At 66.1% G+C, this 24,879-nt stretch carries 23 protein-coding genes and 1 pseudogene; 11 read left to right on the top strand and 13 right to left on the bottom strand.

What is annotated here, in order from left to right:
• Positions 1-253: 253 nt before the first annotated feature.
• The 5 genes from QX204_RS10565 to QX204_RS10585 form a co-directional block, all read right to left on the bottom strand.
• Complete coding sequence (locus tag QX204_RS10565) at positions 254-1,567, bottom strand: serine hydrolase domain-containing protein (protein WP_301906472.1); 1,314 nt, start codon at positions 1,565-1,567, stop codon at positions 254-256.
• Between the two features lie 85 nt (positions 1,568-1,652).
• Positions 1,653-2,120 carry an SRPBCC family protein gene (locus QX204_RS10570; RefSeq protein WP_301906473.1) on the bottom strand — a complete coding sequence of 156 codons (468 nt, stop codon included), beginning with the start codon at positions 2,118-2,120 and terminating at the stop codon, positions 1,653-1,655.
• A 90-nt stretch (positions 2,121-2,210) separates the two neighbouring features.
• Entirely contained in the window at positions 2,211-2,336 is a 126-nt protein-coding gene (locus QX204_RS10575) for a hypothetical protein (RefSeq protein ID WP_301906474.1), read from the bottom strand.
• A 118-nt stretch (positions 2,337-2,454) separates the two neighbouring features.
• On the bottom strand, positions 2,455-3,147 hold the full coding sequence (locus QX204_RS10580; RefSeq protein ID WP_301906475.1) for a hypothetical protein: 693 nt from the start codon (positions 3,145-3,147) through the stop codon (positions 2,455-2,457).
• Positions 3,144-3,701, bottom strand: a complete 558-nt coding sequence (locus QX204_RS10585; protein WP_301906476.1) for a hypothetical protein — start codon at positions 3,699-3,701, stop codon at positions 3,144-3,146. Before QX204_RS10585 ends, QX204_RS10580 begins: the two co-directional genes overlap by 4 nt.
• 72 nt (positions 3,702-3,773) lie before the next feature.
• On the opposite strand from QX204_RS10585, the gene QX204_RS10590 reads away from it, so the two are divergent.
• Entirely contained in the window at positions 3,774-5,021 is a 1,248-nt protein-coding gene (locus QX204_RS10590; RefSeq protein WP_301906477.1) for an acyl-CoA dehydrogenase family protein, read from the top strand.
• 4 nt (positions 5,022-5,025) lie between these two features.
• On the opposite strand, the gene QX204_RS10595 is transcribed toward QX204_RS10590, so the two are convergent.
• Positions 5,026-5,952 carry a helix-turn-helix domain-containing protein gene (locus QX204_RS10595; RefSeq protein ID WP_301906478.1) on the bottom strand — a complete coding sequence of 309 codons (927 nt, stop codon included), beginning with the start codon at positions 5,950-5,952 and terminating at the stop codon, positions 5,026-5,028.
• Positions 5,953-6,657: 705 nt separating this feature from the next.
• Here QX204_RS10595 and QX204_RS10600 point away from each other — a divergent pair.
• From QX204_RS10600 to QX204_RS10625, 6 genes are all read left to right on the top strand, one after another.
• A complete protein-coding gene (locus QX204_RS10600; RefSeq protein WP_301906480.1) occupies positions 6,658-7,410 on the top strand; it encodes a bestrophin-like domain in 753 nt (250 codons plus the stop codon).
• 761 nt (positions 7,411-8,171) lie between these two features.
• Positions 8,172-8,318, top strand: coding sequence for a hypothetical protein (locus QX204_RS10605; protein WP_301906481.1), 147 nt, complete (start codon positions 8,172-8,174; stop codon positions 8,316-8,318).
• A 259-nt stretch (positions 8,319-8,577) separates the two neighbouring features.
• A complete protein-coding gene (locus tag QX204_RS10610; protein WP_301906483.1) occupies positions 8,578-9,999 on the top strand; it encodes a family 2B encapsulin nanocompartment shell protein in 1,422 nt (473 codons plus the stop codon).
• Positions 10,000-10,003: 4 nt separating this feature from the next.
• The gene (locus QX204_RS10615; RefSeq protein WP_301906484.1) at positions 10,004-12,280 is read left to right on the top strand and encodes a terpene synthase family protein; all 2,277 of its coding nucleotides are present in this window, start codon (positions 10,004-10,006) and stop codon (positions 12,278-12,280) included.
• A complete protein-coding gene (locus QX204_RS10620; protein WP_301906486.1) occupies positions 12,277-13,668 on the top strand; it encodes a family 2B encapsulin nanocompartment shell protein in 1,392 nt (463 codons plus the stop codon). Before QX204_RS10615 ends, QX204_RS10620 begins: the two co-directional genes overlap by 4 nt.
• Positions 13,665-14,753, top strand: coding sequence for a family 2 encapsulin nanocompartment cargo protein polyprenyl transferase (locus QX204_RS10625; protein WP_301906488.1), 1,089 nt, complete (start codon positions 13,665-13,667; stop codon positions 14,751-14,753). The genes QX204_RS10620 and QX204_RS10625 overlap by 4 nt, the downstream gene beginning before the upstream one ends.
• A gap of 90 nt (positions 14,754-14,843) precedes the next feature.
• On the opposite strand, the gene QX204_RS10630 is transcribed toward QX204_RS10625, so the two are convergent.
• From QX204_RS10630 to QX204_RS10640, 3 genes are all read right to left on the bottom strand, one after another.
• On the bottom strand, positions 14,844-15,284 hold the full coding sequence (locus QX204_RS10630; protein WP_301906489.1) for a YybH family protein: 441 nt from the start codon (positions 15,282-15,284) through the stop codon (positions 14,844-14,846).
• A gap of 106 nt (positions 15,285-15,390) precedes the next feature.
• On the bottom strand, positions 15,391-16,332 hold the full coding sequence (locus QX204_RS10635) for an RNA polymerase subunit sigma-70 (protein WP_301906491.1): 942 nt from the start codon (positions 16,330-16,332) through the stop codon (positions 15,391-15,393).
• Between the two features lie 84 nt (positions 16,333-16,416).
• The gene (locus tag QX204_RS10640) at positions 16,417-17,088 is read right to left on the bottom strand and encodes a TetR/AcrR family transcriptional regulator (protein ID WP_301906492.1); all 672 of its coding nucleotides are present in this window, start codon (positions 17,086-17,088) and stop codon (positions 16,417-16,419) included.
• 64 nt (positions 17,089-17,152) lie between these two features.
• Between QX204_RS10640 and QX204_RS10645 the strand changes: the two genes are divergently transcribed.
• Together QX204_RS10645 and QX204_RS10650 are read left to right on the top strand one after the other, a co-directional pair.
• Positions 17,153-17,455: a hypothetical protein gene (locus QX204_RS10645; protein ID WP_301906493.1), complete on the top strand. Its 303-nt coding sequence runs from the start codon at positions 17,153-17,155 to the stop codon at positions 17,453-17,455.
• Positions 17,455-17,859 (top strand): hypothetical protein, encoded by a 405-nt coding sequence (locus tag QX204_RS10650; RefSeq protein ID WP_301906494.1) that lies wholly within the window; start codon positions 17,455-17,457, stop codon positions 17,857-17,859. Before QX204_RS10645 ends, QX204_RS10650 begins: the two co-directional genes overlap by 1 nt.
• Before the next feature lie 41 nt (positions 17,860-17,900).
• Here the strand turns inward: QX204_RS10650 and QX204_RS10655 are convergent, their stop codons facing one another.
• From QX204_RS10655 to QX204_RS10665, 4 genes and pseudogenes are all read right to left on the bottom strand, one after another.
• Entirely contained in the window at positions 17,901-18,641 is a 741-nt protein-coding gene (locus QX204_RS10655; RefSeq protein WP_301906495.1) for a DNA-binding protein, read from the bottom strand.
• Between the two features lie 231 nt (positions 18,642-18,872).
• Positions 18,873-19,016, bottom strand: a pseudogene (locus QX204_RS34425) (transcriptional regulator); the annotation flags it as partial.
• 738 nt (positions 19,017-19,754) lie between these two features.
• On the bottom strand, positions 19,755-20,606 hold the full coding sequence (locus QX204_RS10660) for a nuclease-related domain-containing protein (RefSeq protein ID WP_301906496.1): 852 nt from the start codon (positions 20,604-20,606) through the stop codon (positions 19,755-19,757).
• 147 nt (positions 20,607-20,753) lie between these two features.
• Complete coding sequence (locus QX204_RS10665; RefSeq protein ID WP_301906497.1) at positions 20,754-21,356, bottom strand: TetR/AcrR family transcriptional regulator; 603 nt, start codon at positions 21,354-21,356, stop codon at positions 20,754-20,756.
• A 150-nt stretch (positions 21,357-21,506) separates the two neighbouring features.
• On the opposite strand from QX204_RS10665, the gene QX204_RS10670 reads away from it, so the two are divergent.
• Positions 21,507-22,358 carry an alpha/beta fold hydrolase gene (locus QX204_RS10670; RefSeq protein WP_301906498.1) on the top strand — a complete coding sequence of 284 codons (852 nt, stop codon included), beginning with the start codon at positions 21,507-21,509 and terminating at the stop codon, positions 22,356-22,358.
• Complete coding sequence (locus tag QX204_RS10675; RefSeq protein WP_301906499.1) at positions 22,355-24,736, top strand: glycoside hydrolase family 3 protein; 2,382 nt, start codon at positions 22,355-22,357, stop codon at positions 24,734-24,736. The genes QX204_RS10670 and QX204_RS10675 overlap by 4 nt, the downstream gene beginning before the upstream one ends.
• Positions 24,737-24,879 lie beyond the last annotated feature (143 nt).

The following is a 24,879-nucleotide window of genomic DNA, read 5'->3' on the forward strand; positions in this document are numbered from 1 at the left end:
CCGCGGCATCCTTGTTCATCGAGAGCCCACGGACCTCGATCGTGCGGTCGACGACCCTCGTCGGCCGTTGTGCGTGGATCTAGAATGGATAGTAACTTATCAAGCCTGTTTGTGGTTACCCTCGAGTTCGATGATTCTGCGTGCAGTCTGTATGAGGGCACCAATTCGGTCGGCGCTCCACGTATCTGCTGCCGGGCAGCCTTCGCATGGGACGAGAACAGAAAGTAACTTCTGGTCGTCCTTCGGTGCGGCCTCAGCGTCCCGTCGTGGTCGGTCCGGCAGGGCTGGTGGGCGAGGTCGTCGCGCCGGTGCTCGGCGCGGCCGGGTTGCCCGGCACCGCCTCGGGACCGTAGAAGGTCGGCAGCATGGCCTTGACCAGCACCAGCGCCGACCCCTCGCCCGACGGCACCGTCGCGAGATTCGTGGCGACCACGATCGTGAGATCCGAGGCGGGGTCGTGGCCCATGAAGGTCATGAATCCCGGCATTTGACCGTCGTGCCCGAACAGATGCAGACCGAACCGGACGATTCCCAGACCGTATCCGGCGACATCGGGAGCGGCGGGATCGATCGGCTGGATGCTGTCCATGCGAACCCGCTGGGTCTGTTCATCCAGGAGGTCGCCCTCGACCAGTGCCCGCACATACGTGGCCACATCATCGACTGTCGATATCGCGGCGCCCGCGGTCCACGTCCACGACGGGCTCTCGTCGGTCGCGTTGCTGGGTTGCAGCGTGCCCGCGAGCGCGGCTGCCTGCTCCTCGGGCGGCAGGGCGTAGGTGTCGATGGTGGAGACATTGGTGCCGAACGCGTACCCCTGTGGGTGCGGATCGGGGATCGAGGGGTCCGCCGCCGCGGGCAGCGAGGTGTGCTTCAGGCCCAGCGGCTCGAAGATCCGCTGCTGGAAATTCTCGGCGGCCGACATCTTCGTGATCTTCTCGATGACGAGACCGAGCAGGATGATGTTGGTATTGGAGTAATCGAATTTCTCACCCGGCGCGAAATTAACAGGGTGCGAGAAGGCGATCGCGAGCAATTCCTCCGGCGTCCACACCTTGTTCGGGTCACTGTCGAGCAAGGCGTTGAATTGCGGGTCGAACGTGTAACTGTATAGCCCGCTTCGCATTTCGGAGAGCTGAGCGATCGTGATGCGATCCCCGTTCGGAACACCCGGCCAGTATTTGCCGATCGGGTCATCGAGCGCGAGCTTGCCCTCCTGAACCAACTGGAGGATGACCGTCGACGTCATGGTCTTGGTGTTACTGGCGATGCGGAAGTAGTCGTCCACCGACATGGGGTCGTCGGCCCCGATGACGCGGGTGCCGAATGTCTCGGTCCAGTTCCCCTTCGTCGGCGATTTGACGACCACGACGGCGCCTGGAATGACATTGTCTTTTATCAGCTGGGTGATCATCGGCCGGAGAGTGGCGGCGTACGCGGGCTCGGCCTGCGCGGGGACCGGCGTGCTCGTGGCGCTGCCGCCGGAGTCCGAGTTCGTGCCGCAGCCCGTGGCGATCAACAAACCCGCGGTCGCGACCAACACTGCGATATTCGTCCGGTGTCCCATGATTCTCCGATCGGCGTTTGCTCAGGAGGGGAAATGCCGCGCGGTGCAACTCTAACTCGGCTCATGGGAATTCCGGGGGAGCGCTTCACCTGTCTCGACTATCGGGCCTCGCGTCCGCGTACCCGCCCTCGGCGAGATCGGCGAGCCGTGACAACGACTCGCGATTACGTGGCGCGAGTAGCAGCGCCTGCGCCGCGTGCGGAATGAATCGACTCGGTCCACGAACGGCTCGCTCGGTCATCACTACCTCACACGAAGTGGGGCCGAGAGCGCGTAGTTCCAGCCGGACAATTGCGCTGCCGAACGGCCAGAGCCTGGCATCGAGTTCGACGCTGTGCGGCGAATCGATGGCGCGAACCGCGGTCGTGTCCTGGATCGTGCCCGGCCATGGTCCGACACTGTGATGAATGCGAGCTCCCACGGCAGGCCACGCGTCGTCCACTCCGCGGATATGGGAGGCGCCGACGACCCAACTCGCATAGGACCATCCGTCGGCCAGCACCGCGAACACCTCGTCCACCGGGGCCTTGATCGTGCGCGTCACCTGAACCATGTCGTGGATCGTCTCCTCGGCTCTCGGTCATCCTCGCTGCTCACAGGCGCATACCCGGTCCCGCGGCTCCGAATCGGCGGCACCTGCGACCTATTTCGGGTCGTTTTCCCTGGACGACGGACGGTCGGGACGGTCCGGCGGCTTTGTGGTGCGCTTGCTTCTCAGCAGCACAACCGCAACAAGCACGACCAGCGCGACGATCACGATGATTTCCATACGGCGCGCGTACCCATACCGGTGCGGGTCAATCACTGGCAGGGCTCTGGAGACGGCAGAACCGTACGAGCGCTCGACTGTATCGAGCGCTCGTACGGTTCTGTGGCAGATGCCGAGGTCAGGCAGTGGGGGTCAGGAGCTGGTCGAAGAACGCGCGGTAGCTGCGCAGCGCGCGCCGCAACGACTCGGTGTCCGGGGTCTCCGACCACCGGCCCGCGATGGTCTTCTGACGTTCGGCGTAGGTGCTGGTCAGCTCGTGGATCAGCTCGCCGACCAGATTGTCGGCCTGGGACACCGCATCGCGGGGATCGTCGACGAAGGAGCCCTGCAGATCACGCCAGCGACCGCGCAGCTGTTCCAGGGACTTTTCGTCGAACAGCGGAACGACGTCGTCCTCCACCTCGGTGGCCGGGCTCTTCTGCGTAACTGCCTGCTCGCGCCCCGCGTGAACGGCGTCTTTCTCGTGGCCGGGCCCCTCGGCGACGATCGCGTCGCGGTCGGTGCCGACCTCGGGTCGGGTACCGGTGAGATCCGCCTCGGCCTCGCCGGCGGTGCGGGCCGCCACGGGCGTGTGCTTGCCGTCTGCGAGACCGCCGGCGGCGGTCTTGTCGCGGCGGTGATCCGGCCGCGTCTCGTCCGTGGCAGCGGAGGCCTTCGGATCCCGTCCGGAATCCGGATCGATGACCTCGGCGTCGATCACCTGGTGATCGACATGCTTGCCCGCCGCGAGGCGATCGCGTTCGCCGAGAGGGGCGTGCTCGACATCGTCGGTGCGCGCATCGGTCTTGGTTCGATTGTTTTCGGTGCTCATGAAACGGTGTCCTTCTTGTGCGTGGTGTGGCCGTTCGTCAGATCGAGGAACAGCGCGCGGTAATGCACGAGGGCGGTCCGAAGGTCTTCGGTGCTCGCCTTTCCGTCCGCGTGCTTGATCGCGATGTCGTGGGCGTCGCGGTAGTGACCGAGGGTCGCGGCATGCTCGACGGAGAGATCGGCGGCCTGCTGATCGAAACCTTCGGTGGGATAGCCACGTTCGGCCATCACGGTCGTGACGAGCCGGTCGGCCTCGCCGACAGCCTCGGCGGGCTTGTCGACGAAGCGCTCCTGCACGGTCGTCCAGGCCGCGGTGAGCTCTTGCTTGCGCTCGGAAGTCAGTTCACGCAGCTCGAGCGAGTGGTGCCTGCGCTCACGTTCCACCAGTTCGCGTTCGGCGGCGCGGCGATCGTCGCTCTGTTCGAGGGCCCGGTCGTACTCGGACCCGAAACGGCCTCGCAGACGCCTCCGGCGTAGGTATGGCTGGGCCAGAAATGCCGCACCGGCGAGTACGACCACGATGACAATGACAGCTACCAGAATTCCGGAAGTCACAAGTTCTCCTTCTACGAGCCTCTGGTCCCGGAATGCCTCGACAATCGATTCTCAAACAGGCCGAGCACCCAGATGATCGAGGAGAGCGACAGATTCGGGCTCACCGCCGCGGTGCCCGCCGACCGAAATCCCGATCTCGCGGCAGCCTGCGACGCACTGCGTATCCTGGTCGAAACCCTTTCGAGCGGAGGACAATTCGTGATCAGCGCGCAGGTCGGATCGTCGCCGGAGCCGGGCGAACAGGAGATCCTGGATCGGGTGGCCGAACTGGCGGTGGGTTTCGCCGCCGACGCGCCCGACTACGACGAACGGGCCGAGATTCCGCTCGCGGAGTTGACCGCGCTGCATGATGCTCAGGTCGATCGGGCGGTGCTGCCTCGCCGACTGGGTGGGCTCGGATTGAGCTACCAGTCGTTCGGGACATTGGTCCGGATACTGGCGAAGGCCGATCCGTCCACTGCCACGATCTGGGTGATGCACGCCGGTGCGGGCGTCGCGTTGGCGGAGTTGACCGGCGATTCGGCCGGGTCGTTCTTCGCCGAGGAGTTCCTCGCGGGTAAACGGTTCGCCAACGCGTTGTCAGAACCGGGCAGCGGCAACCGCTTTCTGCAGCCGCAGCAGGTGGCCGAGCCCGCGGTGGGCGGCTGGTCGCTCTCCGGTGCGAAGCGGTTCGTCTCCGGCAGTGAGATCGCGGACTACTTGCTGGTGAACGCGCTGGTTTCGGGAGTACCGACGTTCTTCGGGGTGATCCCGGACGAGTCGGTATCGATCATCCCGATCTGGGACACCCTCGGGTTGCGCGCGACCCGCAGTCAGCTGCTGGCCTTCGACAACACCGTGTTGCGCGCCGAATATCGCGGTCGCGCACCGGGACCGGGCGATTTCGCGGTGATCCCGGCCGGGTTGCCTGCCATCTCCCTCGGTGTCGCCGACGCGGCGCTTGCCGCGCTGGTCGCGCACGCGCGCTCACGGATGATCCTCGGCAATCCGCTGGCCGACCAACAGTGGGTGCAGCACGAGGTCGCCGACGTGCAGATCCGGCTCGCCGCCGCGCACGCCCTCTACGACCAGGGCCTACGCGAGGCCGACAGCGCGAATCCCGCCTTCTTCGCCACGCTGTCACGGGCGAAGTATCTGGCGAACAAGGTGGCCGTGGACGTCGCGCAATTGGGTGTGCGCGTAGGTGGAGCGTCGGGCTATCTGCGTGGGTCGCCGATCCAGCGACACCTGCGCGATGCCGAGGCCGGGCAGCTCATGGCGTACTCGACCGAGGTGCTGGCCGGCGAGATCGGCCGTGAGGTGCTCGGCGTCGAGCTGTGAGCGGTCACCACCCCGCCATGGCATCCCTGCGTCGTGCGGTGCGGTAGGCGGCGGGGGTTACCCCGTACTTGGCGCGGAAGGCTCGCGAAAGCTGGTCGACCGTGCGGAAACCGCAGCTGTCGGCGATATCGCGGAGCCCGCGGGTGTCGTCACCGAGCGCGCTCGCCGCGGCCGCCAGTCTGCGGGTGCGGATGAGCCGCCCGACGGACATGCCCTGGAGTTCGAACGCCCGGAACAGCGTTCGCCTGCTCACGTGCAACCGAACCGCGACCGCATCCGGGTTCACGGTCGGGTCGGCGAAGTTGCGGTCGATGAAGTCGGCCGCGCGGCGGCGCAGCACATCCTCGGCGGTGAGTTCCTTTGTCGCGTCGGTGAGGTCTCGTTCCAGCAGAGCGACTACCGCCGCCCGGAACAGGATCTCGTCGATGCGCGCGACTATCCGCAGGCTGCCGGGAATTGTTGCGCCACAGGCTATATCGCGAGCGACCGTCAGAGCGGACACCGCCGCCCGCGACAGCGGCCACGACCGGCCGGCCGCCGCGGCGGCGTTCAGGCCCCAGGCGGTCAGCGAATCCACCGGGAGGTAGAGGTAGAGCACGTCGGTGGCCGGGGCGTCGCATCGGGCGAGAGTCGAGCGGAACGGGCTGTCGAGGCACAGCGCGAAAGCCTCACCGGCTACCGCGGTCGATCGATGGCCCCGTTGCTCGAGCGTGGCTCGTCCGGTCAGCACCAAACCCAGTTGCAGGTACTGGCTGTAGTGGTCGTCGTCGACGCCGATACCACGCTCGGCGGTGATGTCCGAGGATCGCAGCCGGGCGACCAACACCGACCCGGTGCTCGAAGTCCACAGCGTGGCAGCGAAATCCTCGCGGGCGCGCAATTCGCAGCCGAACCCCACCCGCTGTAGATCGCGCGATCCACGCAGAGGCACGCCCTGGTCGTCGGCGGGCCCGGGGCGTTCCAGCGGACAGATTGTTTCCGGTCGGATCAATTCGCTCGTCGATTGCCCCAATTCGAACAAAACAGACTTCTTTCGCGTCGAGCTCCTCGGATCGATCGTCGTTCGATCCGAGCGCCGCCCGTCGGGCTCGGTCTGCGGTCGGGCCTCGATCTCGTGCGCGTCTGCCTCGCTGTGCATATCCCACCTCCGCGCAGGGGTGCGCGGTCGCCGGAAACGGGTAGGACGCGGATCCGTCACCGGTTGCCTGCACCTGTCGACAATCTGGAATCGCTCTCGAAAGGTCAAGGATAACAGCGTAATTCGGTGACCTGATGCGGTCGGGTCGATCTCGTCGTCGACGCGGGGACGACACTCGCATTCCGTGCCAGGTTCGCCGGGATGTCGTGCCAGGACCGTGTGCGAGAGCCGCGCGGTCGACCGCCTCGAAGGACGGTCCCGCCTGCCGATTTCGGTCATCGGGCGGTCTGTACCGGAGCTCGTCGATGGTTTGCTTGGTCATTGCGGCACTCGTTCCCGCGGCCTAATCTCGACACCGTTGGCCCCCTTGCTATTCCGTGGTTGTCGGTCGCAGGATTCCTCATCGTGTCCTCCCTTCCGCGGAGGTGGTCCACATGAATCTTCAGTGATTTCCGGCGCGCATCATCGCCCACCTCGACGACGAAGGACTACCGAGACATGCTCTGGGAAGCACTGCTGTGGGTAATCGTGGCCGCCGGACTGGCCGGGAGCGCCGCCTACTTGCTGCGCAGGAGAGGCAAGGGCCACGACGGCGAGGCCACCAACGAGTCGGTGGGGCAGGTCTTCACCCTCGTCGGCGGTCTGCAGGTGGTGCTGGCGTCGTTCCTGCTCATCGGCGTGCTCGATACCAACGCGAGCGCGGCGAAGGCCGCGTCCGACGAAGCGGACCGATTGCTCGCCTTGCAATGGTCGGGGGACGCGTTGTCCGAACCTGCCCGCAGCACCGTCACCAGGGCCGTCCATGCCTACACCGGCCAGGTGATCGAGGTCGAATGGCCCGCCATGACCTCCGGCGAAGATGTCGACGACAAGGCGTGGAACCAGCTCTCGACGGTGCGCACCGCCATTGCCGCCACCCCCGCCGCCGACGAATGGCAACGTTCGCGCCAGATCGCGGCGGCCGATCGGCTGTGGGAGGTCTACGAGGCCAGGCAGGCAAGGATCGAGGCCGCGGGCAGCGCGTTGTCGCCGATGATGTGGCTGGCGCTGGCGCTGGGCGCGATTCTGTCGGTGGGTTTGTCACTGCTGTTCTCCGGCACCAGCGCACGCATTCATGTCGTCGTGGTGGCCAGTTTCGCGGCGGTGGTGACGTTCATGATCTTCACCATCTTCGAACTGCAGAATCCCTACGGCCGGGCCGCTGCGGTGGCACCGACAGCCTTCGACGCTGTGCTGGCGCAGCTGAGGTGAAAATGACTGTGCGGAGAGGGATCTGGGCTGCCCTGCTGTCGGGGATGGGCCTGTTCGCGCCGGGGTCGGTCGGTGCGACTCCGATGTCCCCGTCGGTCGAGCCGCCGAGTGTCGTGCTGCCCCGAAGCACTCCGCGTGCCGGGGCGCTCACCACCGCTCCGGCCGAACCCGTGGACACGCCTCGCGTGCCGCCCGGCGCCACGACCGTGCAACCGACGCCGGGCGGGATTCCTCGATCGGCGCCTCGGTTCGAGGAACCGGAGCCCCCCGACGCCCGGCGGCCGTTCGCGGAACCACTGTTCCCCGGTCAGAGTGAACGACCGGAGACGACTACGCCGAGAAGGGCATTCGAGAACCCGGTCGTTCCTCCGTTCGGTGGGTTGGAGATACCCGTTCCCGAACGCTCGTACGAGCTGCCGGTTGCTCCGGAGCGGGTACCGCCCCGCGCAGGTCTGGAGTTGCCGGCTCCAGCCCGCCCGTTCGATGGACGGGACATGCCTGTTCCGGAGCCCCGGACTGCGCTTCCGTTGCCTGTTCCGGCGCCCGCGCCCTTTCCCTTGCCTGCTCCCACGCCGCCGCCGCTGCCCGTACCGATGCCATCGCCCTCGGCCCCGCCGCCGACAGTGCCGCCCGCACCCGAACCGTCACCGGTTCGAGAACCACCCCCGGTACCACCACCGAGCGTGGCGGTCACTCCCGCACCGCCGCTTCCGTCACCCACGCCAGAGGTACCGAGCCCACCCGTCCCGGTCGCCCCACCGATGAGGTTTCTTCCGCCCCCCGAGCAGGAACCGGAGGCGGTGGTCGCCCAGCCGGTGGCCGTCGAACAGCGGCGCTGGGCGCTGACCGCCCTGGTGTTGGTCATGGGAAGCGCGGGTGCGGCCAGGGCGGCGTTGCGACGTTCGTGAGCCATAGCAGCAACTACCTCGCATCCCCATTGCAGTGTCACGAGGGCTGCTCCTACCTGGGTTTTCGCATGCCGCGAATCGGCCCAGGCTTTGAATTACATTAGTGCACAACAGAATTCAGCTCAATCGCCCTCGGGTATTGCATGCTTTCCGCTACAGTCGTTTTGCCACAATCGATAGCCGGTGGATAACTGATTCGTTCGTTCCCCCGTGGTGTGTCATCTCGTTTCTCCCATGTCTCTAGAAGCAGGAAGAACTCATGACTGAACTGGCTGAACCATTCTCTGGAACCATTGCCGCCGCCCAGCTGAGCCTCAGCACCGTGGCCGCGCGAAACCTGGCAACCACCACCAAATCCGTGCCGCAGATGCAAGGCATCACCTCTCGGTGGCTGCTGAAACTGCTGCCCTGGGTGCAGGCCGACGGTGGTGTGTACCGCGTCAACCGTCGCCTCACCTACACGGTCGGCGACGGCTTGATCACCTGCTACGACACCGCCGGCCAGGCCCGGGTTCTCGCACCCGATCTGCGTGAGCTGCGCTATCTGCGCCAGTACTCCGATGACGCTGCCCTGCAGGTGCTCGCGGACTCCTTCGTCGAACGGCAGTACGCGCCCGGCGACATCATCGCCGAAGCCGGTCAGCCGGCCGAGGAGCTGGTGGTGCTCGCCCACGGCAAGGCCGACAAACTCGGCACCGGCGCCTACGACGAGTCGACCGTTCTCGAGATCATGACCGACGGCCGGTTCATCGGGGAACGGATCCTCGGTGCCGACGCGCAGCCATGGGACTTCACCGTCAAAGCCGTCACCGCGTGCACCTGCCTGGTCCTCACCTCCCGCGCTCTGGCCGAGGTCAGCGCACGGATCGAAGGACTGCGCGAGCATGTGCGGGTGGCTCAGCTCGACGATGCCGTGGCCGATGAGCGGGCAAACCCCTACGGCGAGAGTTCGATCGAGCTCGCCTCCGGCCATGACGGCGAGCCGCAGTTGCAGGGCACCTTCGTCGACTACGACCTGTCACCGCGCGAATACGAGTTGAGCATCGCGCAGACCGTGCTGCGGGTCCACAGCCGAGTCGCCGACCTCTACAACAAGCCGATGGACCAGATCGAACAGCAGCTGCGGCTGACCATCGAGGCCCTGCGCGAGCGCCAAGAAGACGAGATGGTCAACAACCGCGACTTCGGTCTGCTGCACAACGCAGCGCCACGGCAGCGGATCAGCACCCGCACCGGCCCGCCGACACCGGACGACCTGGACGAATTGCTCGCCCTGGTCTGGAAGGAACCCGCGTTCTTCCTGGCCAATCCGAAGGCCATCGCCGCCTTCGGCGCCGAGTGCAGCCGCCGCGGCATCTACCCGACGAGCACCGAGCTGAACGGGCACCGGGTGCCGTCGTGGCGCGGCATACCGATCCTGCCGTGCAACAAGATCGGCACCTCGGCCAGTCGCACCACCTCGATCATGCTGATGCGCACCGGTGAAGCGGCTCAGGGCGTGATCGGCCTGCGCCAGACCGGGATTCCCGACGAGTACGAGCCCGGACTGAACGTGCGCTTCATGGGCATCGACGACAAGGCGATCATCTCCTACCTGGTCAGCACCTACTACTCGGGTGCCGTGCTGGTGCCCGACGCCCTCGCGATCCTCGAGAACGTGCAGCTCGGCGCCGAGGTCTGACATCGTGCAGCCCTTCGAGCTGCCCGAGTTCTACGTCGCTCATCCCGCGCGGCTGAACGCGCACGTGGAACAAGCACGGGCACATACCAAACAGTGGGCCTACGAGATGGGAATGCTCGGCGACACCGTCGGTGGCGACGTGGTCTGGGAGGAGGCGAGTTTCGACGGCATGGACTATGCCGGCCTGTGCGCCTACACCCATCCGGAGGCGAGCGCACCGGTGCTCGACACCGTCACCGACTGGTACACCTGGGTTTTCTACTTCGACGACCACTTCCTCGACGCGTTCAAACGCACCGGCGACATGGACGGCGCCCGGCGGTATCTCGACCGCCTGGCCACGTTCATGCCGCCCGACGGTGCCGCGATGCCCGAACCGACCAACCCCGATGAACGCGGTCTCGCCGACCTGTGGACGCGGACGGTGCCGTCGATGTCGCAGGGCTGGCAGGAACGGTTTCGCGAAAGCACCCGGAACCTGCTGCTCGACTGTGTCTGGGAGATCGGCAATATCAATACCGCCCGGATTCCCAACCCCATCGACTACATCGAGATGCGGCGCAGGGTCGGCGGCGCACCGTGGTCGGCCGATCTGGTGGAGTACGCCCGCGGCACCGAGATTCCCGAAACCGTCGTCGGCACCCGGCCGATGCGCGTGCTCAAGGACACCTTCTCCGACGCGGTGCACCTGCGCAACGACATCTTCTCGTATCAGCGCGAGACCGAGGAAGAAGGCGAGGTGAACAACGGAGTCCTGGTGGTGGAGCGGTTCTTCGACTGTTCGCCGCAGCAGGCCGCCGACATCGTCAACGACCAGCTCACCTCGCGAATCCACCAGTTCGAGAACACCGTGCTCACCGAACTGCCCCTGCTGTTCGACGAGCACGGGCTGGACGCGGTGCAGTGCGCGGCGACGCTGTCGTATGCGCAAGGCCTGCAGGACTGGCAGTCCGGTGGCCACGAATGGCATCTGCGGTCCAATCGGTACATGAACGGCTCCGCGGCGATGGGATCGATGTCGTTCGGTCCCGCGGGGCTCGGCACCGAACTGGCCAGACCCGGGTTCTGGAAGGGTCTGGCCGGGCCGGGCGGAGCGCGTAGTCATCGCCAGGTTCCGTTGCGCCGCACCGGGCAATTGCCGCTGCCGGACTTCGACGTGCCGTTCGAGTTGAGTCTGTCACCGCACCTGCCCGTGGCGCGCGCGGCGAGCATCGAGTGGGCGCAACAGGTCGGATTCCACGACCCGCTGCCGGAGCTCGGTGGGCGGCAGTTGTGGGCTCGCGAGGACACAGTCGGGTTCGATTTCGCGTTGTGTTCAGCCGGTTTGGATCCCGACGCCGATCTCGAGGCGCTGACGCTGTCGGCCGAATGGCTCACCTGGGGGACCTGGGGCGACGACTACTTTCCCACGGTCTTCCCGCCCACCCAGGGTGCCGCCGCGATGGCAGGGGCGAAAGCCTGCAACGCCAGACTGTCGACCTTCATGCCGTTGGACCTGAAACCTGGAGGGGCACCGGTCAATCCACTGGAACGATCGTTGGTGGACCTGTGGTCGCGCACCGCGCGGCCGATGTCGCAGGCCGCTCGGCGCACATTCCGGCAAGCGGTGGAATCGATGACCGAGAGCTGGTTGTGGGAGCTGGCCAACCACATCCAGCATCGGGTCCCCGACCCGGTCGACTACCTGGAGATGCGCCGGCGCACCTTCGGCTCGGATCTGACGATCGCGCTGTCGAAGATCGCCCGCGGCGGCCTGATCCCCGATGCGGTGTTCGAGTCCACCACCATGCGCGGCATCGAACACGCCGCGCAGGACTACGGCTGTTTGATCAACGACTTCTTCTCCTATCAAAAAGAGATCGAATTCGAAGCCGAGTTGCACAACGCGATCCTGGTGGTCGAGTCGTTCTTCGATTGCGACCGCGACATCGCCGCCGAGGTCGTCGACGACCTGATGCGCGCCAGAATGCGGCAGTTCCAGCGACTCGTCGACGACGAATTGCCGGTCCTGTTCGAACACCACCGGCTCGACGACACCGCTCGCGCGGCGCTCACCAGCTACATCGACGAACTGCGTGATTGGATCGCGGGCATCCTGCACTGGCATCGCGCCACCAGCCGATACCGCCCGGAGAACCTGCACTACCCGATCGGCAGGCAATCGCACACTGCCGCCCGCCCGGTCCAAACGTGGGGACCCTCGGGTATCGGCACCGCCGCCGCCCGCATTCGTCCGCGCGTCGCCACCCATGCCACCTCGCCGGGAAGGATTTCCTCGTGACCAGCACCGCCCAGAACCCACCGACAGCCTTCGGTGTCGCCGCCGCCCGCACACTGGCGACCACCACCAAATCTGTTCCGCAGATGCAAGGAATCACGCCCCGCTGGCTGCTGCGCATGCTGCCCTGGGTCGAGGTCGACGGCGGGACCTACCGGGTCAACCGGCGCCTGACCTACACCGTCGGGGACGGATACGTCACCTGCACGCTGGCCAACGGCCGCTATCAGGTGATCCCGGCCGAACTGCGCGAATTGCGGGCGCTGCGCGATTTCGACGACGACGACACCTTGGTCGAGCTCGCCCGCCTGTTCACGCAGCAGGAGTTCGCGGCCGGGGAGACGATCTGCGAGTTCGGCAACGAAATCGATGCGGCCTATGTGCTCGCCCACGGCCGGGTCGTGCTGACCGGCCCCGGCGACTACGGCCAGCAGGTACAGCTCGACGTGCTCGACGACGGCAGCCACCTCGGCGCCGCCACTCTGCTCGGTGGACAAGCCATTTGGGAATACACGGCTACCGCGAGCACCGCCTGCACGGTGCTGGCGTTGCCGCGCGCGGTGTTCGACGCATTGTGTGCCCGTGAACCCCGCCTGGCCGCCCACGTCGCCGACCTCGGAACCGCGGTCGCCGCCGAACGAACCGGTGCCGACAAATACGGTCAGGCGGCGATCGGCCTGCTGTCGGGCCAGCAGGGCGAGCCGACCCTGCCCGGGACCTACGTCGACTACGACCAGCGACCACGCGAACTCGAGCTCAGCATCGCGCAACTGCTGCTGCGCGTACACACCCGGGTCACCGACCTCTACAACAAGCCGATGAACCAGCTCGACCAGCAGCTGCGCCTGTCGATAGCAGCGCTGCGGGAACGCCAGGAACGCGACCTGCTGACCCACCACGACTACGGCCTGCTGCACAACGTCGACCCGAGTCAGCGGTTGTGCTCTGCCACCGGCCGCCCGACACCCGATGACCTCGATCGACTGCTGGCTCGCCGTCGCAAGACCGCGTTCTTCCTCGCCCACCCCCGCGTGATCGCCCAGTTCGGCCACGAATGCACGGCGCGAGGCATCTACCCGGATCCCACCGAAGTCGAGGGAAAGCGGGTGCACGCGTGGCGCAATGTGCCGCTACTGCCCTCGGACAAGATCCCGATCTCGCCGAGCGGGACCAGCACGATCTTGGCGATGCGGATCGGTGAATCCGACGACGGGGTGATCGGCCTGCGCCAGACCGGCCTGCCTGACGAAGTCGAGCCGGGCATCAACGTCCGCTTCACCGGCATCGACGACCGGGCGATCGCCTCCTACCTCATCAGCGCCAATCATGCCGCGGCCGTACTTGTTCCGGACGCCCTCGGTGCACTGACCGAAGTGCAGGTGAATCGATGAGCACACCGCAGGCCGCGACCACGCCGATCCTGGCACAGGCACCCGTGACAGCACCCGCGGTGTCACCGAGCCCCCGCACCGCCGTCGACGTACTCGAGCAATGTCGCGAGGCCTGCTCCGCCACCCTGCACGCGGCCGTGCAGATGATGCCTGCCACGGTGCGCACCATCGTCGGGTACCACTTCGGCTGGTGGGACCCGACAGGGCGGCCGGAAAAGCACGACGGCGGCAAGGCGATTCGCCCCGCGCTGGTTCTGTCGGCCGCCCGGTTGACCGGCGGTGACGTGGCAGCTGCCGTGCGCGCAGCCGTCGCGGTCGAACTGGTGCACAATTTCTCGCTGCTCCACGACGATGTGATGGACCGAGACACCACCCGACGGCACCGCCCGACCGCGTGGACCGCTTTCGGGATCGGGCCCGCCATCCTCGCCGGCGACGCCCTGGTCGCCCAGGCCTATTCCCTGCTCGCCGCGGAGCCGAACACACCGATCGTCGAAGCGACGAACCTGATGAGCCGCTCGGTGCTGCACCTCGTCGAGGGCCAGTGCGCCGACCTGGGATTCGAGCGGCGCACCGATGTCGAGGTCGAGGAATGCCTCACCATGGTCGACCAGAAGACCGGGGCGCTGTTCGGATGTTCGGCGGCCCTCGGCGGCCTGTTCGCAAACGCGGACTCCGGTGAACTCCTGCGCCTGCAGGAGTTCGGCAGACGCCTGGGCCGCGCCTTCCAGCATACCGACGACCTGCTCGGCATCTGGGGCGACCCGCACGTCACCGGCAAGTCGGTGTTCTCCGACCTGCGCAGCCGCAAGAAGTCGCTGCCGGTGGTGTTCGCCCTGCGCTCGAACACCCCCGAATCCGGCGCGCTCGCCGACCTCTACCTCCGCGAAAAGCCGCTCGACGACAGCGAATTGGTCCGCGCCGCCGAGCTGATCGAAGCCGCAGGCGGACGGGAATGGAGCCGCCTGCAAGCGCGACAGCTGTACGAGGAAGCGATGGCGACGATTTCGCAGGTCGGATCCGACGCCGCAGCCCTGGCAGACCTTGACCTGCTCGCGGCACTGGCCGCGGACCGCGACTGCTGACACCGCGCGATCGGGGTCACTAACACCGCCCGGCCACGGCACGGACGTGGCCGGGCGGTGAAGGCTGATCCGGAGCCGCGGAATTCCAACTCAGCGCAAAGTTGGTGCGTCCTGACGCGGCTGCGGGTCTGGGACGGTTGTGTCCGGGAACGAGTGGTGTTCGTGCGCGACGACCCAGCGTCCGTGGTCCTTGCGAAGGCCCAGAGTGAGGCGTAAGCGCGTATCCGGTTGTGCGGCAAAGTCTTCAGGAGTGCCGCAGCGCAGCAGAGCGTGCGCGTAGGCGACGTCGGCTCCCGCGGTCACGTCGAGTTCGACGATGTCGAACTCCGCGCCGCGCGCCAGCCAGGTGAAGAAGGGCGGCCAGGTTTCCCGGTAGGCGTCGATACCGCGGACCCCGTTCTGCGGCGGCGGAACATCGAACATGACGATGTCAGTGGTGTGGTCGGCCAGGACACGGTCGAGGTCACGGTCACGGACGGCGCTCGCCCACGCGTGCACCAGGGTGCGGATCTGGGCCTGGTCTTCCGACATGTCGGTCTCCCTTCGATGTGCCGAGCGCTCGGGTCTCGGCCGGTGGGAACATCCCACTGCCCATATGACCCTGCGGTGGGTGCCGAAATAATCGTCGGGCGAGAAATCAGTCGGACACGGTGCCCGGTAGCGCGAAACGGGGGAAGAGCGTGGGATCGAGGAATGACACCACGTCGGTGATCGCGCCGTCGCGCACGACCAGCACATCGAGTGCCATGGCAGCGAAAACGCGGCTCTCTTCATCCCACGAATAGGTACCGAAGGCTGGTTGACCATTGGCCACGGTGGGCAGGAAACGCCAGCGCCAGCGCAACGGCTCGGCCACCAGGAAGTCTCGGATGGCTGCCCGCCCGGCATACCATTCGGGCAGCGGTGGCATGGCGTACCTGGCGTCGGCGGCGAGCAGTTCGACGATGCCGTCGACGTCGGCGGCCTCCCACGCGGCCGCGTAGCGCTGGGCGAGGTGACGGGTCCGCGGATCACCCGGGTCCTGTGACGGTGTGGACGCGTCCCGTTCGGCGCGCGCTCGCGCACGTTGCAGGGCACTGTTGGCCGAGGCGACCGTCACGTCGAGCAATTCGGCTGTCTCGTGTGCCGTGAAGCCGAGGACATCGCGCAGGATCAAGACGCCGCGCTGGAGTCCCGGCAGCTGCTGGATCATGGCCACAAAAGCTAATTCCACGGCCTCCCTCGCCGTGTAGCGAGCCTCCGGTCCCGGCTCGCCCGCACCGAGACCTGGCAATGGATCGAGCCAGATCCGCTCGGCCGCAGGCTCATTCGGTGCGCTGTCCATCGGCAGTTCGCGGCGTCCGCGCTGGGAGAGCATGGTCAGGCACCGGTTCGTCGCGATCTTGTACAGCCACGGCCGGAACTTCTGCGGGTCGGTGAGATTCGCACGGGAACGCCAGGCGCGCAGCATCGCCTCTTGCAGGGCATCGTCGGCGTCGTGCACCGAGCCCAGGAGTCGATAGCAGTGCACGTGCAACTCCGCGCGCAGCGAGCCGACGAGCTGATCGAACTCGGCTCGATCGAATGCGGAATCGCCCACATTGTTCACCCTGCCGATCATGGCACACGACCGCCACCTCGACAGTTCCCCAACGGGGGGTCGGGACAGGCGGGCAGTGCCGGCTCAGGCGTGGGGCGCTTCGGGGTCGGTCAACAGCGAGCGGCTCCATGCGTCGATGATCCAGTCCCGGAAGCGCTCCGCGGTCCAACGGCGTTCGCCGACAAGGAGAACCCAATATTCGGTCGCGTTCATACTCCAGAGGATGTCGGCTACCTCGTCGTCGGACAGATCCGCGCGCAACTGACCCGTGCTGCGCAGGTCGGCCGCGAATCGACGCATGTTGGCGGCACGCCGATCGCCGATTTCCGCCCACACCCGAGCACAGGACGCGTCGGTGGTCGCGGCATCGCGCAGGGCGAGGAAGATCGGCGCGAGTCGTTGCTGGATCGCGGCCAGCGCGTCGGCGTAGATCGCGATCTTGTCTTCGGCCGTTCGCGCCTCGCCGATCGCGCGAACATACTCCCGCTGCTGGGCAGGAACCGCTTGGTCGGTGCCGGAGAGGGCGGTCTCGACGAGTTCTCGGACCAGCACCGGCTTGCGACCGATGGACGCATAGACAGTGTCGACGGAAACGCCTGCCTCCGTAGCGATCTCGCTCACGGTGGTGGCGGCATACCCGTTCTGAACGAACAGGCGCCGGGCGGCGTCGAGGACCGCATGACGCGTATCCGCCGCCTGCGCGGCACGCCGCGGAGCGTTGTATCGGCGCTTGCCGACCTTGACGTTCTCGTCCATGGACGCCTATCCTACCCAATATTGATCCGAACCCAATTCGGATCAATTCAGAAGGGATACCGCCATGGTCTACGCCTACATTCAAGACGTCCCTATCGGTGAGGAGCTCTACCGCCGGATCATCGAAGAGCTCGGTCCTGAGCCGCTGGACGGCTCACTTCTGCACCTGTGTGTGCGCCGCGCCGACGGCGGGCTGCGCTACATCGACGTGTGGGAATCCGAGGCGCACTGCTCTCGCGCCTTCGAAGATCGCATCCATCCCGCCGTCGACACCGCCTTCGCCGGTCACCGCCCGGGCGAGCCGGTGGTAGAGCATCTCGAAGTCGTGCACGCGACCGGCACGCTCATCGACGCACAGACCATGTGATGAGCAGCTCCTACACCGCGTTGCGGTGGTTCGCTGTCTGTGCGGCACTGGGTATGTCGGCCGCATGCGCGAGCACATCGGACACCTCGGCCGGGGGACCGGCATCAGCGTCGTCTACCGCGAGTCTCCAGCCGGCCGGCGACGGGTGCGGCGATGTCGACCAGATCAGGAACGCCGTTTCCGAGTTCGCCATCACCGGAGTCTCGATAACTGGTCAATGTACCGCCGTCGAGATCGAGACGAACCTGGCCGACGATCCGGCCGGCGCGCAGACCGCACTCCGAATCTGTACTGCGGCAGCGGCTGTCGCCTACACCGAGGACGTGAACAGCGTCTCGGTTGTCTCCGCCGATGGGGCCGAACTCGCGGTCGGGATCAAAGGAGCACGCTGCATCGGAGATTGATCGCCCCTACATGGCTTGGATGCCCTGTTTCCTGAGCGCTGTCAGCGGGTTATCTCATCCATGAGCATTCGCAGTGTGAGCGAATGCTTTTCGGGCGGCAGAGCATTGAGCGCGGTCTGTGCGTACTCCACCCCGGCTTCGCGGTCGCCAGCGCGGACGAGCATCAATCCGCGATGCATCTCCAGGTGCGTTCGGAAGCGTGGAAGAGTGGCCGGAAGCTCCCGCCGAGCTTCGTCTTGGGCGTAAACGGCTTCGGCCTCGTCGCCGAGACGAGCTCGCAACAGCGATCGGAAAACGCCTAGCCGCCAATGCGGGACGGCGTAGTCGGAGGCTTCGCCGTCTTCCGAACCGGCCTGGTCGAAGACCCTGCGGCCCTCGAGGTCGAGAGCTCGCGCTGTGTCGGCGTCGCCCACGATGGCGGCGGCGTGAGCTTTGCCGTACAACGCGTTCAACCGTCCCAGGGATGGTTGGTCGGAGATAGCCAGGGCTTGGTCGGCGAACATTTCAGCGATGGGAAGCGACGCACCTTCGTAGCCCAGCGCGATAGCGGCCCGACCTCGGACCCAAACCCGAGTGTCGACGTCGCCGGAATGGTCGGCGGACTCAGCGGCCATCCGATACCAACTGACCGCTCTTGATCCGTCCGAACCCGGAAAAGTCTTGGCGAACAACGTCATCAGCCGTGCGGCATGAGTCCACATCTGCGGGGTATCGCACTGCTGCTGAATCACCGCAAGGTCAATCGCTAGCCGCTGTTGAATCTCGGCGGCCCCGGATGTCATGTAGTCAGCTCCGTACCCGGTGAGGGTGTGGGCCCACCGGTCGACCGAGGGACCCGCGCCCCTCAGGCGTGCCGAGAACCCCTCCGCCAGCAAGTCGGAGGCGACAACGGGGGCCACCACGGTAGCGGCGATCGTGGATAGGAACTGTCGGCGTTGCACGGTATCGGACTCCATTACAGCAAGGGGCACATCTAGGACGGCGGCTAGGTGCCTGAGCCAGAACGGCGAGGGCACCGACTTACACGACTCCCACCGACGCGAGATGTATTCCCGCGTAATCGGTTGCCCCGAGTGCTGCCCGAGTTCATACGCAAGCCGACTTTGCGACCACCCGCGCGCGTCTCGCAGATCGCGAATGAGCTTGCCCGTGTGCATGAACTCATGATGCCCCGGTACGGACCGGTTCGCTTGTGTGCCACTAGGAATGCCACCTCGTGGCACCGGCAATGCCACTGCCGCAAAACATCACTGAGCGGAATTCTGGACATCGGAGCGGGAATGGTCCCGTAGCCAACGGGCCGCCCAGGTAACTCGATCCCAGCCCGGTTGCCTGGGCAGGCTCGCCACCGAGCAGGAGGGGAATCGTGCTTCCACAGTGCCAGCCGCCCGATACGACGCGCCTACACCCAATTGAGGTAGCACCCCCGACCGTGATCCGGCGATTGCTCGAAGCGCTGAAACGGTTCGAGCGCCGGGAGCAGAAGACGTCATGACGGAGCCAGTTCGGCCTACGGTCGAGTCGTTGAACGAACGAGCCGCGCTCCGCTCTATGCGTGTTCGTCCATCCCCTGGGGGATTCCAGCTGGAAAGCCCGTGGCGGGTTGTGGTCACGGGGACGTTGGACAACCTAAACGCGTACCTGACAGCCGCGGAGGAGCGTGACATTCGGAGTGTCACATCTACGGCTGTCGGTTTCAGTGCGGACCTTTGATGACGGCGGGCCTGGTGATCGCCTTCGCCGTTCCGGCGGTTGTGCTCGTAGCGGCAATTTTCTGGCCTGACGACTAGGTCGTCTCCCAATGACTACAACCTTCGGTGCTGGCGGAAGAGCAGTCTGTCTCGATCTGCCGGCCCGACGATGTCTTTAGAGCAAATGGCTCGACAAGGGTTTGGTCAACGCGGCCGTGGGCGATTTTTGTTCGACCTTCGGCGTCCGGTGTGGAATTTGTGATCGCGCACTACCAGATCGACGATCGCCGCGCAGCGGTCCGCAGCCAGTAACGGAACGTCGATTCCGCAAGTCATGTATTCCATGAACTGGCGCGGATTAGTTCCGACGAAGTCGACGCCCGGACCAACGCATTCGACGACTCGCGCTTGCTCGTGGACAACCATGACCGCTGTCCGGACCGGGACGTCATGGCCCTGCCTACGTAGCCAGGTCTCCAGATCCTGAGCGATCTCTCCGACCTGCTGCGGCCAACTACGTCCTGCCCGGTCGGCTGCTGGCTCCAGTTCGAACGAGTTTCCGCGTGCACTGAGCTTCTGCAAGAACCAACGGTCACCGACCGCATGCAACAACACGCGTCGGCGCTTGACCTCTACAGCCCAAACCCCTGCCGGACCCACCAATACACAGTCGGTCTCGCCTCGCCGGTTGCAGTAACCCCGGAGCATGACCCACTCATCACGCAGGGCAGACAAATTCAGGGCGAAGAGATCTTCGCCGTGAGCTCCTGCGCCATGTTGACGCACCTGTCTGTCCGCATCTTGCACATCCCGGCCCGCTTTAACGACCTCCCGTGCTGAGAAGTCGGCGCGGGCGGCAGCGAGTTTTTCCGAAGCACTGGGAACCGACAGCACTTGCCGCCACAGTGGCTTGGAACGCCGAGCAGCATTCAACTCACCGCGGGATCGAATGTGCTCCTCCTGCCACCCCGCTCGGTTCGTCGACACGGAACGAAGTTGGTCACGAGATCGACTCAACTGCTCATTTACGTTGTCCGACAATACTTTTACCAACATGCGCCGCCTCCTCGCATCGACAGCCTCAGCATGTCATCTCCAGCGACCGACGGGGTAGCACTTGCAACGGATCTCCGATCCGGCGCACGACTAGCCCACCGATAACCATCGAGTGCATGGAGTGCGAGGACTCCGTCGACGCGATACCTATGTCGACAGTCGGGTGGTCAAGTCGTCGATGTAGGTGCGGAAGAGTTCTGCCATGTCGACGCGCTCGGGGTCGAGGAGCCATTGCAGTTGCAGGCCGTCCATCATGGCCGAGATCTGACGGGCTACGGCGCGGGTGTCGATGTCGGGGCGGAAGGTGCCGTCGGTGACGCCGCCGTCGAGGGCGTCGGCCAGGTAGGTCTCCAGGATGCGGTAGCGATTGACCACCCAGGAGTGGGCGGGGTGGTCGCTGGTGACTGCTTCGCCGGTGACGACGGTGAAGAGCTGGACGAGGCCGGGGACGTGCATGTTGTGCTCGACCAGCCGGACCAGTTGCCGCAGAGCTTCTTTGCCGCGCAGTCGGCGGTCCATGCCGAGGCGGTCGTAGTCGAGGCGATCGCGGTAGTCCAGGACCGCGGCGAGTAAGGCCGCCTTGTTGGGGAAGTAGTGCAGCAGGCCGGGCTGGGAAAGCCCGCAGCGCGTGGCGATGTCGGCGATCGAGGAGTTGTGGTAGCCGTTTTCGGCGAAGCTCCCGAGCGCCTGGTCGATGATCTGCTCGCGGCGGTCCTCACCCCGTCTCCGGCGTTGGGGGTGCGGCGTCATGAGCAGCGACAGTAGTCGAACCCGGGGACCCGGAAAACCCAATAGATAACAAAAGGATCACACTCCCGAGTGGTCACTCGGTAGACTGGATATCCGCTGGCACACTCGTGCCAGCCGTACCGAGACGGGACGTGCGAGGAAGGACAGCCGATGACTCAGGGCACCGAGATGCCGATCGAATCGATCACGCTTCTAGGCGGTGCGGGTTCGCTCGCCGGATGGGAGGTCAACCCGCCCCTGGGTACGCCGAACCTCGGCACCGTGGTGCTGGTGCCGGGCTTCACCGGTTCCAAAGAAGACTTCGAACTCATGCTCCCGCTGCTCGCGGCGGCCGGTTATCGCGCGGTCGCTTACGACCAGCGCGGCCAATGGCAGTCCGAGGGACCCGACGATATCGCCGGCTACACGATGGCCGATTTCGTCGCCGACCTGCGCGGTGTTGTCGATCAGGTCTCGCCGGACGCGCCCGTGCACCTGGTCGGGCACTCCTTCGGTGGTTACGTCTCCCGTGTCAGCGTGGTCGACGAGCCCGCGCGATTCCGCAGCCTCACGCTGCTGGCCTCGGGCCCCTCCTCGGTCGAGGACATCAAATTCTCGCCGCCACAGCTGGTGGCGCAGGTGGTGGAGTCCGCCGGCGGGGAATTTCTCTGGCAGCAGATGAGCGATGCCATGGACGCCGCCGGGCAGACGCCATCGCCCGAGCGCGCGGAATTCCTGCACAACCGGCTCCTGCAGACCAAAAGAGCGAACATCCTCGGCATTCTGAAATGTATGGAGACCCCGCCGCTGGCTGATCCCGCCGCGCTGCGCGATGCCGGCGTGCCGTTGCTCATCGCCTACGGCGACACGAACGATCTGTGGGATCCGCAGGTCCACGAAAACTTCGCTCGACAGCTGCGGGCCAGGACCGCGGTGTACCCGGGCATCGGACATGTGCCGAACGAGGACGTCCCCGCACAAGTAACCGCCGACCTGGTGAACTTCTGGAAAGAGCTGGCATGAGCGACAACATCGAACAGCTGCTGGAAAAGCTGGACCTGGAGGCCAAGATCCGGCTCATCTCCGGATCCAATATCTTCCGCTTCGCCGGTGACGAGAGCATCGGACTGGCCGAGATGCCTGTCTCCGACGGCCCCTCCGGTGTGCGCGGCGAGACCTGGGACGAGCGCGATCCCTCGGTGAGCCTGCCGTCAGGTTCGGCGCTGGGCGCGACTTGGGATCGCGAGCTGCTCGCCGAGATCGGTGGGCTCATCGCCGCCGAGGCGCGCCGCAAGAATGTGTACGCGGTGCTCGGCCCGACCATCAACCTGCACCGATCCCCGCTCGGCGGAAGGCATTTCGAATGCTTCTCCGAGGACCCGATGCTCACTGCTGAGATGGCCGCCGCCTATGTGACCGGCGTCCAGGATCACGGCGTCAGCGCGTGCCCGAAGCACTACGTCGCCAACGACTCCGAAACCGAGCGGTTCACCGCCGACGTGATCGTCGACGATCGCACCCTGCGCGAGCTGTATCTCTACCCGTTCGAGCGGTCCGTGGACGCGGGCGCGTGGATGATCATGGACGGCTACAACTCCGTCAACGGCGTCACCATGACCGAAAACCCGCTGCTGGACGAGCCCTTGAAGGGTGAGTGGGGCTTCGACGGCGTGGTGGTCTCGGACTGGACCGCCGTGCGCTCCACCGAGGGCGCCGCCAACGGTACCGACTTGGCCATGCCCGGCCCGTGGGAACTCTGGGCCGCGCCGCTGATCGAGGCCGTGCGCAACGGTACGGTGCCCGAGACCGCGATCGACGAAAAAGTCCGCCGCATACTGCGATTCGCGCAGCGAGTGGGTGCGCTGAACGGAACCCCGCGGCAGACGCCGGCTTTCACGGATGAAGCGGCACGCCGGTTGGTCCGAGACGCCGCCGCCAAAGCGATGGTGCTGGCCACCAACGACGGTGTACTGCCGCTGAGCGAGCCCGCCCAGGTCGCCCTGCTGGGCGCGGCCGCCGCGGAGCCGCGCTTCGGTGGTGGTGGGAGCGCGACGGTCGTTCCATCGCACACGAGTTCACCGCTGCAGGGCCTGCGCGAGGTGCTGCCGGTGGTGTACACGCCGGGCGTTCACCTCAACGAGAACATGATCGCGGTGCCGCTGGATCTGGTCACCGATCCGGAGACCGGCACGGCGGGTGTGAACCTGCGCTTCCTCGACGGTGAGACGGTCCTGAATTCCGAGCACCGCACCGCGGGCAATCTCATGCTCTTCGGCACGCCCTTCGCCGCGCAGGCCAAGTCCTTCGAGATCCGCGGTCGCCTGCGTCCCGATGTGGCGGGGGAGTGGCGGATCGGCTACGCGGGTGTCGGCACGCTGCGGCTGGAGCTCGACGGCGAGACCGCGCACACGGAGACCGTCTTCCCCGAGGGCGGCGATCCGGTCGAGATGTTGCTGAATCCGCCGCAGCGCTGGGTCAGCCGCACCCTCACCGAGGGCGAAGAGGTCGATGTGCTCATCGAACTGGTTCCCGCGCTCGACAAGGGTCTGCCCGCCATGGGCCTCACCTTCGGCATCGGTCGCCCGCGTCGCTCTGCCGACGAAGAGTTCACTGCCGCAGTAGAACTGGCGCGGACCTCCGAGGTCGCTGTGGTCGTGGTCGGCACCACCGAGGCGATCGAATCCGAGGGTTACGACCGCAAGGATCTGTCGCTGCCCGGCCGCCAGAACGAATTGGTGGCGGCGGTGGCCGCGGTGAACCCGCGCACGATCGTGGTCGTCAATTCCGGTGCGCCGGTAGAGATGCCGTGGCGTGACGACGTCGCCGCCGTCCTGCTTTCGTGGTTCCCGGGCCAAGAATTCGGCGATGCGCTCGCCGATGTGCTCACCGGTGCGACCGAGCCCGGCGGCCGTCTGCCCACCACCTGGCCCAAGGTCATGGCCGACGTGCCGGTTCTGGACACCAAGCCCGCCGCCGACAATGCCCTGCCCTACACCGAGGGCATTCACGTCGGCTATCGCGCCTGGCTGAAATCCGGTGTGGCTCCTGCCTATCCGTTCGGACACGGGCTCGGCTACACCAGTTGGGAGCTGGTGGATCTGACCGTGAGCGGTCACACCGCCACCGTCACCGTCCGCAATATCGGTGAGCGTTCGGGCCGCCAGGTGGTGCAGGCGTATCTGTCCCGCGCGGACAGCGGCGTCGACCGTCCGGTGCGGTGGCTCGCGGGCTTCGCCGCGGTCGAGGCAGGTCCGGGCGAAACCGTCACCGCCACTATCGACTTGCCGCGACGCGCCTTCGAGCACTGGACCGACCAGGGCTGGGTCGTCGAACCGGGCATATTCACCCTGCACGTCGGAACCTCGGTATCCGCACTTCCGCTGACCGCTGAAATCAGCTGATCAGCCCTCGTCTCTGTGGCGAACCACCGCGTCGTCCCGGCCGCGCATTTCCGGGATGACGAGGTGGGCTGAGAACGCGCCGTACTCCGGCGTCGGCGGCTTCGGACAGCTCGCGAGTCTGAGCCGGTTGTGCTCCGTGGAGG

Source organism: Nocardia sp. PE-7, from assembly GCF_030486425.1.
Classification (GTDB): Bacteria; Actinomycetota; Actinomycetes; order Mycobacteriales; family Mycobacteriaceae; genus Nocardia; species Nocardia salmonicida_A.